The organism is Streptacidiphilus sp. PAMC 29251 (assembly GCF_054208735.2).
Window position 1 is genome coordinate 3,058,856 of sequence record NZ_CM135725.2, and the last position, 13,353, is coordinate 3,072,208.

Sequence of the window (13,353 nt, forward strand, 5' to 3'; positions counted from 1 at the left end):
CGGACACCCGCACGGGTAGCGGCGGAGCAAACGGTTCGACTCACGGGCGGGCGGAACGTTAGGGTGGTTTGTTCCGCCCGCCCGAGGACCGAGGATTTCACGTGAGTTCCGACCAGCCTGCCAGCGCGTCCCACGTCCTCGAGGAGGCCTCGCGGCGCCGCACCTTCGCGGTGATCAGTCACCCGGACGCGGGCAAGTCCACGCTCACCGAGGCGCTGGCGCTGCACGCCCAGGCGATCACCTCGGCCGGCGCCGTGCACGGCAAGGGCGGACGCAAGGGCGTCACCTCCGACTGGATGGAGCTGGAGAAGGAGCGCGGGATCTCGGTCACCTCCGCCGCACTCCAGTTCGGCCACCGCGACCATGTGATGAACCTGGTCGACACCCCCGGCCACGCCGACTTCTCCGAGGACACCTACCGGGTCCTGGCCGCGGTCGACTGCGCGATCATGCTGGTGGACGCGGCCAAGGGCCTGGAGGAGCAGACCCGCAAGCTGTTCTCGGTCTGCCGCCACCGCGGCGTCCCGGTGATCACCTTCATCAACAAGTGGGACCGCCGCGGCCGCGGCTCGCTGGAACTGCTGGACGACATCGAGAGCGTGCTCGGCATCATCCCGGTCCCGGTGGTCTGGCCGGTCGGCGAGGCCGGCAATCTGCGCGGCCTGGTCGAGGCCGACGACACCAGCCAGATGCGCCGCTTCACCCGCGTCCCCGGCGGCACCCACAAGGCCGTGGAGGAGAAGCTGACCGCGGCCGAGGCGGCCGAGCAGGAGGGCGAGCTCTGGGAGACCGCCCTGGAGGAGATGGAGCTGGTGCTCTCCTCCGGCCCCGGCTGGGACGAGCAGGCCTTCCGGGACGGCAAGATCTCCCCGGTGTTCTTCGGCGCGGCCCTCACCAACATCGGCGTCGGACTGCTGCTGGACGCGGTGGTGGACCTGGCCCCGGCGCCCGGTCCGCGTCCGCTGGCCAAGGGCGACACCCGGCCGGTGGAGAACGACTTCTCCGGGCTGGTCTTCAAGATCCAGGCCAATATGGACCCGGCGCACCGCGACCGGATCGCCTTCGTCCGGGTCTGCTCCGGCGTCTTCGAGCGCGGGATGACGGTGACCCGGGCGGCCAGCGGCCGATCCTTCGCCACCAAGTACGCGCACACCGTCTTCGGCGCGGAGCGCACCGTGGTCGACACCTCCTACCCCGGCGACGTGGTCGGCCTGATCAACGCCACCGCGCTGCGGGTCGGCGACACCCTCTTCGCGGGCCGCAAGGCCGAGTTCCCGCCGCTGCCGGCGTTCGCGCCCGAGCACTTCGCGGTGGCCCGGCCGAAGGACATCAGCCGCTCCAAGCAGTTCCGCAAGGGCATCTCGCAGCTGGACGAGGAGGGCGTGGTGCAGGTGCTGGTCTCCGACCGGCGCGGCGACCAGGCGCCGGTGCTGGCGGCGGTCGGCCCGATGCAGTTCGACGTGGTGCTGCACCGGATGGAGCACGAGTTCTCGTCCCCGATCGCGCTGGACCACCTCCCCTACAACATCGCCAGGGTCACCGACCCGGCCGGCGCGGCCGTCCTCAACCGCGCCCGCCTGGTCACCGGCGAGACCCTGACCCGCCGCTCGGACGACGTGCTGCTGGCCCTGTTCGGCGACAAGTGGCAGATGAACAGCTTCGTCCGAAGCAACCCGGACGTGAAGCTGGAGACCCTGATCGCCACGGCGGACTAGCCCGCACCCTGTCTACTGGCTGCACAGCTCCGTGCGCAGGGCGGTGAGGCGTGCGCTGAGCTTGATGCTGCCCGGGCAGTTGAAACTCCCGGCGGGTCCGTCGGTCCAGGCGGTCATGGTTCCGTGCGCCTTCTGCCCGTCGGAGCAGGTGTAGCTGAAGTCCACGGTGTCCTGGTCGGCCTCCTGGTAGGACACGACTGTTCCGTCCCCGTCGGTCTTCATACGGACATTCTTCTGATAGGGGAAGGGCTCGCCCATGGATCCGACCGTCAACGAGGCGCCTTCGTCGTAGGCGGCGAGCAGGTCCTCGGCCAGGTGGGGGAAGGGGCGGTCGCTGGTGAACCCTGACCGCAGCTCCACTCGCGGGAGCAGCTTCACCGTCGTCCAGACGCCCCGCTTGACGACGGTCCTCCCGCTCGCGGCGACCAGGACCAGGCTGCTCGTCCGCGCACCCCAGTCGACCGTGCCGGCAGGGCAGCCCGCGTCCGCCAGGGGCAGACCGGGGGACGCGGTCGGGGACGTGGTCGGGGCCGGCTTCGTGGCGGAGCAGGCGGCCAGCAGCAGCACACAGGCGGCCAGAGTGGCGGCGGCGAATTTCATGTCGTCCGATCGGGTTACGCGGGCAAGGGGCCCATCCGACCAGCCATTATGCCCAAGCCCCCACCGCGCCCCAGCGCCGGCCGGTCAGGCCGAGCCGCGGGCCACCAGGGTGGGGTGGAAGACCGCGGACTGGAGCGTCTCGGCGGGTTCGGCGATCTGGGCCAGCAGCAGCTGGGCCATCCGCGCCGCCATCTCCTCCAGCGGCTGCCGGACGGTGGTCAGCGGCGGGTCGCAGGCCAGCGCCGCGCTGCTGTCGTCGAAGCCGACCAGCGCGACGTCCTCGGGGACACGGCGGCCGGCCCGGTTGAGCACCGGGATCGCGCCGAGGGCCATCAGGTCGGAGGCGACGAAGACCGCGTCCAGGTCCGGGGCCTGGGCCAGCAGCTCGCGCATCGCGGCGCCGCCGCCGGCCTGGGTGAAGTCGCCCTCGACCACCCCGGCCTCGGTCAGCCCGTGCGCGGCCATGGCCTGGTGGAAGCCGGTGAGCCGCTCCTGCGCCGAGGGCATGTCCAGGGGTCCGGAGAGATGGGCGATCCGGCGCCGGCCGATGCCGACCAGGTGGTCGACCGCGAGCACCGCACCGGCCCGCTGGTCGGCCTCGACGAAGCTGATCGGGGTGGTCTGCCCCGGACGGCCGGAGAGCACGGCGGGGACCTGGGCCTCGGCCAGCAGTCCTGGCAGCGGGTCGGCGGCGTGGCCGCAGATCAGCACGACGCCGTCGACATGGCCCTGGCGCAGATAGCTGACCAGGTGGGCCCGCGAGTCGGAGTCGTCCACCAGCATCAGCACCATCTGCACGCCGCGGGGGCGGATCACCTCCATCACCCCGGTCACCACCCGTCCGAAGAAGGGGTCGGTGAACATACGTCCGAGGAAGGGGTCCGCGACATGGCGGGACTCGGCCTCGGAGACGACCAGGGCGATCGAGTCGGTGCGCCGGGTGACCAGCGAACGGGCGGCCCGGTTGGGCACGTAGTCGGTGGCGGCGACCGCGTCCTCGACCAGCTGACGCATGGCCGGGTCGACGGTGGTGCTGCCGTTGATGACGCGCGAGACCGTGGCACGGGACACACCTGCGACCCGTGCCACGTCTTCGAGCGTGACCGAACCCAGCGACGGCGGCTTCCTCTTCATGACGTAGTTATACCTGCTGCCATGAGGGTGGAGAGCCGCCGTCCCGGGTCTCGGGGGGCTGCTTGCAGCCTTGGGGGGCTGCCTGCCGCCTACGTCCGGTCGCTTCCGATTACGGGAAGCTGGGGAGGTAGACGTTGTTGGTCGTGGCGTTGGCCGCCGGACCGGTGCTGTTGATGACGTGGGAGATCGTTCCCGTGCCGCCGAGCGACACCGTCAGCAGGTCGTGGAACTTCACGTTCGCGGTGACCGGCGCCTGGAAGGCGTTGTCGGAGACCACCGCGGGGTTGACGTTGAAGTAGCAGTAGCTGCCGACGCCCCAGGCCTCATGGCTGGTGACGTTGTCGGCCACCTTGTAGGCGGGGTAGCCGTTGGCGCTGCCGTTCATCCAGGCCGCCTGGTTCGGCGGGTCGTAGGGCATCTCGTTCTGGAAGAAGTAGGTGCGCCCGCCGTTGCCGTTCCAGAGCACCTCGGTCTTCTGGAAGTGCTCCACGGCCAGCCCGTAGAGGGTGACGTTGTCGCCGTTGACGACCAGTCCGGTGTCGGCGGTGTTGACCGTCCACCCGGTGTTGTCGCCGTGGTCCGCGCGCCAGAGCCAGAAGTTGTCACCGACGGTGTTCTTGCTGTTGATGACGACGCTGGTGGTGGCCTTGCCGACGACGCCGGTGCCGCCGATCCGGATGAACAGGTCGGAGACCACGGTCGGGTCGGCGGAGTGGTCGGCGCTGGAGCCGGCCGGGCCGATCTGGACCAGGGTGTTGGAGTTGGTGGTGCCCGCGTCGATCAGGAAGCCGCCGATGCGGACCCCGTTGACGTCGGCGGTCTGGATGGCGGTGACGCCGTTGTCCGGGACCAGGGTGGCCATGCCCAGGCCGAGCACGACGGTGTCGGCGCGGTTGACCTGGAGGGTCTGGTCCAGGTGGTAGACGCCCGGGGTGACCAGCAGGTTGTCACCGGCCGCGAGCGCCGCGTTCATGGTCTCGGCGGTGTCGTTGGGCTTGGTGACGTAGAAGGTGTGCATGGCCAGCGAGGTCCCGGCCGGGGTGCCGTTGATCCAGCTGGCGCCGGCCGAGTTGGCCCGGTCACCGGGCACGAACACCTTGTAGGTGTTGCTGCTGGTGTCGAAGTAGAGGTAGGGCTCCTCGGCCGAGGTCGGGGTCTGGTTGACCACGGTGTGCGAGGGGTTGGGGAAGTTCTGCGCGGGCGCACCGGTGTCGCCGACGAAGACCATGTTCCAGACCGAGCCGTTCCAGCCGCCCATGGTGCTGTTGCGGGTCAGCCACTGCTGCTGCGAACCGGAGTTGACCGAGCCGCTGATCCTGGAGTCGGCGAGGAAGCCGCCGCTGGCCCAGTAGTCGCCGGTCGGGTCGAGCTTGAGGTCGCCGTGGACGTCCACCCGGCGCAGCGAGGTGCCCTGGGCGGTGGCCCAGGTGTCGGTGCCGCTGGGCGGGGTGATCGACAGGTTGCTGGCCTCGCGCCAGAAGTTCTGGGTCGCGTTGCCGTTGAACCAGCCGGCGTCGACGGTGACGTACCCGTTGATGTTGACGTCGTCGGGCGACAGGCCGAGGCCGGAGACCTGGGTGTTGAAGCCGACGTTGGCGCTGACGCTGTAGTTGCCCGGCTTGAACAGCAGCGCGTTGCGCTGGGCGCCGAACTGGTTGGTCTCCTGCTGGCTGAAGACCGTGTCCAGCTTTGCTCTGGATGCTGGTGGTCGACATGGTCGGGTCGAAGACCGTGACGTTCGGGCCGAAGTCCGGGGTGTCGGTGGTCGGCGGTCCGGTGACCGGCGGGGGCGTGGTGGTGCCGCCGCCGTTGCCGCCGGTGTAGACGCCGAACTCCCAGAGGGAGTAGCCGTAGCCGGTGGCGCGGGCGGTCCCGTAGACCCGGACGTAGCGGCCGGTGCCGGAGACGGCCAGCGTCTCGATGCCGCCCGCGCCAGTGGTGGTGGAGTAGATCGGGGTCCAGTTGGTGCCGTCGGCCGAGGTCTGGATCTGGTACGCCTTGCCGTACGCCGTCTCCCAGTTGAGGACCACCTTGCAGATGCTCTGCGAGGAGCCGAGGTCGACCTGCAGCCACTGCGGGTCGCTCGCGGCGCTGGACCAGCGGGTGCCGGTGTTGCCGTCCACGGCCGCGGAGGCGGGGGTGCCGCCGTTCTCGGTGGAGGAGGCGGTGGCGGTCTTGCCCTGGGCCGCGTTGGCAGTGCCGCAGGTGGTCGGCGGCGGGGTGGTGGGCGGCGGGGTCGTGGTCGGCGGGGTGGTGCCGCCGGCGGTGCCGTAGACCTGGAACTCCCAGAGCGAGTAGCCGTAGCCGGTGGCGCGGGCGGTCCCGTACATCCGGACGTAGCGGCCGGTGCCGGAGACGGCCAGCGTCTCGACTCCGCCGGGGCTGGTGGTGGTGCTGTAGATCGGGGTCCAGGTGGTGCCGTCCGCGGACGTCTGGATCTGGTACGCCTTGCCGTAGGCGGCCTCCCAGTTGAGGACCACCTTGTCGATGCTGGCGCTGGCGCCGAGGTCGACCTCGAGCCACTGCGGGTCGCTGAAGGCGCTGGACCAGCGGGTGCCGGTGTCGCCGTCGACCGCGGCGGAGGCGGGGTTGTTGGCCGCGTTCTCGGTGGACGAGGCGGTGGCGGTCTTGCCCTGCGAGAGCAGGGTGTCGGCGGCGTGCGCCGAGCTGGCCGGGGACATGAACACGGCCAGCATGGCGGCGAGCACCAGCAGGACGGACCAGAGGGCGAGCGGCCGCCCGGCCTGGTCATGAAGGGTGTTCCGGGGGTCGTGCTGCGCCCGGATATGAGCCGATCTCATGTGCATCTCCTGCGCGATGAGACAGAGGGTGGGGGGAAACGGGCATGGCGGATCGACGCGCCGACCGGGGTGGACGGAGCGTCAGCTATGGCCCGTGCTGCGAAAGGAGGCGCACTTGAGGGGGTGGGAGAGCGCTCTCTCAGGGGCGAGTTTCATCCCCTGTGCACCGCCGCGTCAAGACCATGAGCATGCCGGAACCAAACCGCCCGTTTTCCCGGAGCGCGCTTGCGGCCCCTACCGGCGGCCCTCACTCACCGCGCGGACGCATCCCGGCGGCGCGGTAGATGTCGTCGATCAGGCCCATGGTGACCACCGCGTCCTCGGGCGGCGTCAGCACCGGGCCGCCGTCCAGCACCGCGGCGGCGAAGGCCCTGAGCTGGTACGTATAGGTGTGGCCGCCCGCCACCCGCTCCCGCCGGACGCCCGCCGCGGTGCGCACCGTCAGCCGGTTGAAGATCTGCGGGGCCAGGTAGTTGACGACCCGTAGCTCCCCCGCGTCGCCGCGCACCCTGGCCGTGAAGTCCAGCAGCCGCCGGGACCACATCGAGGTGGTGATCCGCCCGCCCGCCCCGCCGGCGAAGCGCAGCTCGGCGGTCATCGCCCGGTCCACGTCCGCGCCGCGGAGCTTCGCTGTGGCGGCCAGCACCTCCGGCGCGCCCTGCGCCCCCTGCGCCTCGCCGCCCAGCAGTTGCAGCAGGTGCAGGGCGTAGCAGCCGCCGTCCATCAGCGCGCCGCCGCCCAGCGGGTAGCTGTAGCGGATGTCGTCGAACTTGGGCAGCGGGAAGCACATCGCGGTCTCCACCGAGCGGATCGTGCCCAGCTCGCCGCCGTCCACGATGGCCCGCATCCGGGCCGCCATCGGGTGGTAGCGGTAGTGGAACGCCTCCATGACGACCAGTCCGGACGCCTTGGCGGCGTCGGCGACCGCGCGGGCCTCGATCGCGTTGGAGGTGAACGGCTTCTCGCAGAGGACGTGCTTGCCGGCCGCGAGCGCCTTCAGGGTCCACTCGGCGTGCAGCGCGTTGGGCAACGGGTTGTAGACCGCGTCGATGTCCGGATCGTCCAGCAGCGCCTGGTAGCCGGCGTGCACGGTGGGGATCCGGTGCTTGGCGGCGAAGCCGCGGGCCCGCTCCGGATCCCGCGCGGCCACCGCCGTCACCACCGCCTCCGGCACCTTCGCCGCCGGACGGACCAGCGCGGACGGAGCGATCCTGGCGGCGCCGAGCACACCGATACGCAGCAGACGAGGGTTCATGCGGTCAGCTTAGGCCGACCGGCAGAGGGTGGGGCCGCTCGGCGACCCCGCATATCAGTCGCTATCGGCAGGTGCCACGTAGTCGCGGTGGGACGGCAGCCACTCCACCGCGAAGTCGGCAGCATCGCGCACCCGCAGCAACCGGCAGTGGGCCGAGCCGATTCGGCCGGACCAGAGCACATGGCCCTCACGTTCGAAGTCCTGACCCATCGCACCGAAGTCGCTGTCGTCGAGCGCCACGTCCTCGTACGACCACCACTCGGGCTCGCCCTGGGGCCCCCGGACGACGCACTCGTAGCTGCGGAGCGGTGGGTTCGGAATGCGGTACTCGGCCAGGTGGAAGGCCGTGAGGACGCTGAAATCCACACCGATCAGCAGGACTTGTGCGTCCATGGCATAGAGGCGGCCCAGCGGGGAGTCCTCGCCGAAGTGTCGGTCGCGGCGATGGCCGGACACGATCGCCTCAGCTGCGGGGCCGACTGCCGCGAACGACGTCTGCGGATGATCGCTGCGCATCGCTCCAGGCAGGCCTCGCACGGTCTCGGCCAGCACGCCCATGCCAACGGCAGGGTGGTCGCAGGGTCGAAGGGCGGCATGGAAGCCTTGTAGTCGGCCGCTTCGGCTTCGCTCATGCCGCTGATCGCGTGCAGGAAGTCGCGAGAGGTGGCGGAGTTCTCCGGGGTGAAGGCCGGAACGACCAGTGTGCCGCTCGGGGAAAGGGCTTGCTGCAATGCGTGGGCTGCGGCCAGCGGGCCGCCGATCACCCACCCCAGTCGGCGCAGCGACGGCATGCACCATGAGCGGGCTGTTCAGCCGCAGGGCCCCGAGTTCCTTGGCCAACTGCGCCTGGGAGACGGTTGTCGGGGGCGTTTCCGGTTCGGTTGCCACGTCGGACCACGTCTTCAAGGCATCACCTTCTTCCCCTTGCCCCGGTACCAGGTTTCGCCGGACCAGTGAGGTATAGGCACCCTGAGAACTCTACCCGCGATAACAGGGCAGTACCCGTGCCACAGCGGAGAAGAATAGCATGCAGGTGCTCTCCGGAGAATTCTTCCAGGTCAGGCCGTGCCGGACGCGGCCCCGCTTGCCGCTCGTGCGCTCTCCAACTCTGTTCTCGCTCCCCTGAGCAGGAGGAGTACCCGCTCGTGGTGATCGCCGACGACATCGACGACGCGAACGCGCATACGAATGTCGCCAATTTTCTCTATCGCGACGCTGGAGAATCGGCCGACGCGTCTCATCTCGCGGTGATCGCCGCCCAGTAATCCACCGTGCGCGAACGGGTTCAGGTCGAAATCCCGACCGAGGGCAATACCCATGCTCTGCAGCTGGAGTGTGATCTTGCCGTGATCGACCCAGTCCCCGTCGGGGTCGGGCGGCACCGCCGCTGTTGCCTCCCAGCACTGGTAGCCGATCTCCTCCACGGTGGAGGTGTACGAGCTGCCGTTGTGCACCTCGACCACCCAGATATGCGTGCCCGTCATTCCCGGCCGTACTTGCCGCACTTCGCCGGTCCAGGCAATGATCGGGCAGACGGTCCGCGCGTACTGGGCCCGCGCGAATATCAGCCCTGTCGTCACGGCCAATATATTGGACAACGACTCCACGTCGAGAAGAGTGAGCCGCCAGGGCCATTCCTTTCTCATGGACGGGTTCACATTGGCGGAGACGACCGCCCATGTCAGCAGGCACAGCAGGAATCCCAGCAGGACGAGTGGGACAATAAAAAGCAGTCGACTTCGGCTGATCCGGTGCTGTGCGTCAATGCTCCGCTGCGACATGATCCGGATGTCCTCCCCCATTGACACCTGAGCCCGAATCCACCGATGAATGACCTGTCCGAGGCCTGGACATAACGACGCGGATGCCCTCTGACCTGGGACGATGGGACTTCCTACAGAACCAAGTCGCCAGAACGAGAGAACATCCGCGAGATGCAATCCTGCCATGCCGCCACAGCGGTTTCCGCCGTCTTCGACGAGCCGAACCTGATCGCCGATGCCGGGCTGCTGTCGCTGGTCCGGCTGGCCGAGCGGGCCGGCCTGCGGCAACTGGCCGCGTCCGCGCTCCGCATCGAGGGCGCCGACAACAGCGGCGGAGCCAACCCGGCCGCCAAAGTGATGTCGCTGATCAGCGCGATGTGCGCGGGCGCGGACAGCATCGACGACGCGGCGCGGCTGCGGCACGGCGCGATGGACCGCGCCTTCACCTCGGTCCGCGCGCCCTCCACCCTGGGCACCTTCCTGCGCTCCTTCACCCACGGCCACAACCGCCAGCTCCACCGCGTTCACCGCGACTTCCTGGCCCGACTGGCCCGCAGCACCCCACTGCTGCCCGGCGCCGACACACTGATGTTCATCGACATCGACCCCACCCACCGCCGCGTGTACGGCCACGCCAAGCAGGGCGCGCAGGTCGGCCGCCTCAAGGGCCAGCGCACCCTGCACCCGATCCTGGCCACCCTGTCCACCCCGATCGCCCGGCCCGTGATCGGCGCGGTCCGCCTGCGCCGCGGCAAGGCCGCCGACGTCCGCGGAGCCGAGAGCTTCGTGAGCGAGGCCCTGGCCATAGCGAAGGAGACCGGCGGCACCGGGATCCGCCTGGTCCGCGCGGACAGCAAGTTCTACACCGCCGACGTGGTCGCCGCCTGCCGCCGGGCCGGCGCCCGATTCTCCCTGACCACCGGCATGAACCCCTCCATCGCGGGCGCGATCTCCCGCATCCCGCAGGAGTCCTGGACGGCGATCCGCTACCCGGACGCCTTCGTCGACCCCGACACCGGCGAGATGGTCTCCGACGCCGAGGTCGCCGAGATCCCCTACACCGCCTTCACCGGCCGAAGGAAGTCCGAGCACGTCACCGCCCGGCTGATCGTGCGCCGGGTCCGCCGATTGAACGCCGAAGTGGCCCAGGGTCAGGGCGAGTTGTTCACCGCCTGGCGTTACCACCCCGTCTTCACCGACAGCTCCTTCGCGGTGCTGCAGGCGGAACTGCACCACCGGCAGCACGCCGTGGTGGAGCAGGTGATCGCGGACGGGAAGTCCGGGCCTCTGGCCCACCTGCCGTCCGGGAACTTCCAGGCCAACGCCGCGTGGCTGACCCTGTGGGCGATGTCGCACAACCTGCTGCGGGCCGCCGGTGCGCTGACCTCGGTCTTCCACGCCAAGGCCACCACAGCGACCCTGCGCGCCCACCTGGTCCACGTCCCGGCCCGGCTCGCGCGCACCGCGCGCACCAAATTGACGGTGCATCTGCCCGAGCACTGGCCCTGGCGCGACGCCTTCACCGCCCTGTTCGAGGCCGTCCACTCCCCACCGCCGCGCCCGGCGGCCTGACCGCCACAAGATCCCGCACCGCGACGGCCCGACGGCCACCGGCGACAGCGCCACCAACCGCTCCCGACCCCGCACAACCCCTCGGACAGGCCGCGACCCGCGCACGGCGGCTACCGCACACCCTCAACCTGTTGCCCCCAGCGGCCGACCGTCCACGGGCAGGAGAGCAACCCCGAAATGATCAGCCGGTGGATTCGGGCTGAGCCAGCCATCATAAGCGGCCTGCCAATCGGGTGTCCATGGTGACGCCGCCCGGCCGCTTTTAGAGACGGCCGACCGCGACAAACAGGAGCAGGGCCAGGATCAGCACATTGCCGGCGATGTTGCGGGCCTCGGCCGAACCGCGGTCGGCCGCGCGGTCGGCGCACAGCAGCGAGCCGTGGCTGGCCATCGCGCCGAGCAGCACCACCGCCAGGCCGATCGCCGCGGCCGGCGTCAGCGCCGGGGCGATCCCGGTCGCCCTTGGCAGCACCAGCCCCAGCGCGCCCAGCAGTTCGCAGACCCCGGTCAGCCGCAGCACCGGCAACGGGAACGGCGCCACCCCGCTCTGCCCGGACGCGAGCAGCCGGTCCTTCGACCAGACCGCCTTGGCAGCCCCGGTCGCCGCGAAGAGGACCGCGAGCAGGCCCTGGACGATCCACAGTGCGAGGTTCATCGCGACTCTCTTCCAGCTGGAGCGAGCGGACCCGCCAGGCGTGCGGCAGGGGTCAGGCCGCCGCCTGGTCGCCGCGCTTCTCGGCGGCGTCCACCCGGGCAGCCTGCCACAGCGCGCGCAGGGTCGCCGTCCAGTGGTGGTCGGCGATCGCCGCGGCCATCAGCGGATGCTCTCGCACCGCCTGCTGGGCGGCCTCCTGCGCGCCGCGCAGCCGCTGGTACTCGGCCTGCCGGGGCAGCGGCCAGGCCACCACCGGGCTGCTGGGCCCGTCCAGCACGAACGCGCGTGTCGCTGCCTCGCTGGCCCAGACCTGCTGTTGGGCACGTACGAGGTCGCCAGGGAAGCGACTGCCTGATGACATGACGACATTCTTGCAGGGGCCACTGACAGGAGGCTCTGAAGCGGATGAACGTCTCCTGAGGATCCGGGTCAGGTCGCCGGGGTGCCGGCCCGTACCGTGGCCGGCGGGATGTCGCGCATTCCCCTGATCGGTGAGAAGACCAGCCAGGAACCGGTCAGGGCCATGATCGAGGCGCCGATCCACAGGGTCGGACGCAGTCCGATCCAGGTCCCGAGAATACCGCCGAGCAGGGCGCCCAGCGGCACGGTGGCGTAGATCAGCCAGCGGATGGACGCGTTCATCCGGCCGCGCAGCTCCGGCGGGCAGACCGACTGCCGGTAGGAGACCTGCGCGGTGTTGTAGACCGCCCCGGCGGCGTTGAAGGCCGCCCAGCCCGCGCCGTAGGCCAGCGCGCCCCAGCCGGACCAGGCCAGCGGCATCAGGAAGGTGAACGGGGCGGGGACCACCAGGGCCACCCACATGATCCGTGCGGTGCCGACGGCCCGGGCGAGCCGACGCGCCATCAGACTGCCGAAGAACCCGCCGAGCGTACCGAGCCCGAGCACGATGCCGACCTGGGTGGGCGTGGAGTGGACCGCCCGGATCAGGAAGACCACCTCGATCGAGGTCACCATGCTGATGGCCAGGTTCGCGGTCGCGGTGCAGGCGGCGATCCGGCGCAGGATCGTGTCGCCGAGGACGAAGCGCAGCCCCTCCCCCATCGCCGCCCGGAAGGTGACCCGGGGGGCGCCGGTGCCGGGTTCCCGGCGCGGCTCCGAGGTCCGGATCAGCAGCAGCGAGAGGACGCTGAGCGCATACGAGACGGAGTCCGCCGCGATCGCGCGGGCGGCGCCGACCAGTGCGGCCAGCGCGGCGCCGAGCGAGGGCCCGAGCGAGTCCGCGAGGGTTTCGGTGGCGCGCAGCTTGCCGTTGCCCTCGACCAGCTGCTCACGGGACAGCAGGGTCGGCAGGTAGCTCTGGTCGGCCACGTCGAAGAAGACCCGGAACGCCCCGACCGCCATGGCCGAGAAGGCCAGTTGCCAGATGGTGATCCGGCCGAACAGGGTGGCCAGCGGGATGGATCCGATGGCGGCCATGCGCCCCGCGTCGCACCACACCATCAGGGTGCGCCGGTCGACCCGGTCCACGATGACGCCGGCCGGCAGGGTCAGCACCAGGAACGGCAGCCTGAACATCACCCCGAGCAGCGCGACCTCGAAGACCGTCGCGTTCAGCGTGCGGACCGCGATGAGCGGGAGGACCAGCGTCGAGACGGCGCTGCCCAGGTCGCTGACGGCCCCTCCGGACCACAGCAGCAGAAAATCCCTATGCCTCCAGAGGGAAGGGGTCGGCGGAGGGGACTCCGATATTATTGGCATGGTCTGTTCAGGCACCCCCTATGCCTACACGGTTGGGGGGCCCAACCCAACCACTCTTGAAGAACCTTCACAACTGAGCGTGGTGTCACCTAGTGACATTGCTCTGACCTGGGAGAACAGGGAAGCCCGGCGCCGATAT

Annotated in this window: 9 protein-coding genes and 2 pseudogenes; 2 read left to right on the top strand and 9 right to left on the bottom strand. The window is 70.2% G+C overall.

Annotated features, from left to right (window positions below; translation table 11 throughout):
- Positions 1-101 precede the first annotated feature (101 nt).
- The gene (locus ACXKR8_RS14310; protein ID WP_458273296.1) at positions 102-1,715 is read left to right on the top strand and encodes a peptide chain release factor 3; all 1,614 of its coding nucleotides are present in this window, start codon (positions 102-104) and stop codon (positions 1,713-1,715) included.
- Positions 1,716-1,727: 12 nt separating this feature from the next.
- Here the strand turns inward: ACXKR8_RS14310 and ACXKR8_RS14315 are convergent, their stop codons facing one another.
- The 6 genes and pseudogenes from ACXKR8_RS14315 to ACXKR8_RS14340 all read right to left on the bottom strand — a co-directional run bounded on the left by ACXKR8_RS14315 (position 1,728) and on the right by ACXKR8_RS14340 (position 9,307).
- A complete protein-coding gene (locus ACXKR8_RS14315) occupies positions 1,728-2,315 on the bottom strand; it encodes a hypothetical protein (RefSeq protein ID WP_458273297.1) in 588 nt (195 codons plus the stop codon).
- Between the two features lie 84 nt (positions 2,316-2,399).
- The gene (locus ACXKR8_RS14320) at positions 2,400-3,449 is read right to left on the bottom strand and encodes a LacI family DNA-binding transcriptional regulator (RefSeq protein WP_458273298.1); all 1,050 of its coding nucleotides are present in this window, start codon (positions 3,447-3,449) and stop codon (positions 2,400-2,402) included.
- Between the two features lie 109 nt (positions 3,450-3,558).
- Positions 3,559-6,145: pseudogene (locus tag ACXKR8_RS14325) on the bottom strand (galactose-binding domain-containing protein).
- A gap of 352 nt (positions 6,146-6,497) precedes the next feature.
- Positions 6,498-7,505: a Gfo/Idh/MocA family protein gene (locus ACXKR8_RS14330; protein ID WP_458273299.1), complete on the bottom strand. Its 1,008-nt coding sequence runs from the start codon at positions 7,503-7,505 to the stop codon at positions 6,498-6,500.
- A gap of 54 nt (positions 7,506-7,559) precedes the next feature.
- Positions 7,560-8,296: pseudogene (locus ACXKR8_RS14335) on the bottom strand (AAC(3) family N-acetyltransferase).
- A gap of 267 nt (positions 8,297-8,563) precedes the next feature.
- On the bottom strand, positions 8,564-9,307 hold the full coding sequence (locus tag ACXKR8_RS14340) for a hypothetical protein (protein WP_458273301.1): 744 nt from the start codon (positions 9,305-9,307) through the stop codon (positions 8,564-8,566).
- 132 nt (positions 9,308-9,439) lie between these two features.
- On the opposite strand from ACXKR8_RS14340, the gene ACXKR8_RS14345 reads away from it, so the two are divergent.
- Positions 9,440-10,840: an IS1380 family transposase gene (locus ACXKR8_RS14345; protein WP_458266600.1), complete on the top strand. Its 1,401-nt coding sequence runs from the start codon at positions 9,440-9,442 to the stop codon at positions 10,838-10,840.
- 262 nt (positions 10,841-11,102) lie between these two features.
- Here the strand turns inward: ACXKR8_RS14345 and ACXKR8_RS14350 are convergent, their stop codons facing one another.
- The 3 genes from ACXKR8_RS14350 to ACXKR8_RS14360 form a co-directional block, all read right to left on the bottom strand.
- Positions 11,103-11,495: a DoxX family protein gene (locus ACXKR8_RS14350; protein WP_458273302.1), complete on the bottom strand. Its 393-nt coding sequence runs from the start codon at positions 11,493-11,495 to the stop codon at positions 11,103-11,105.
- 52 nt (positions 11,496-11,547) lie between these two features.
- The gene (locus ACXKR8_RS14355; RefSeq protein WP_458273303.1) at positions 11,548-11,856 is read right to left on the bottom strand and encodes a hypothetical protein; all 309 of its coding nucleotides are present in this window, start codon (positions 11,854-11,856) and stop codon (positions 11,548-11,550) included.
- Between the two features lie 68 nt (positions 11,857-11,924).
- Entirely contained in the window at positions 11,925-13,229 is a 1,305-nt protein-coding gene (locus ACXKR8_RS14360) for an MFS transporter (RefSeq protein WP_458273304.1), read from the bottom strand.
- Positions 13,230-13,353: the final 124 nt, after the last annotated feature.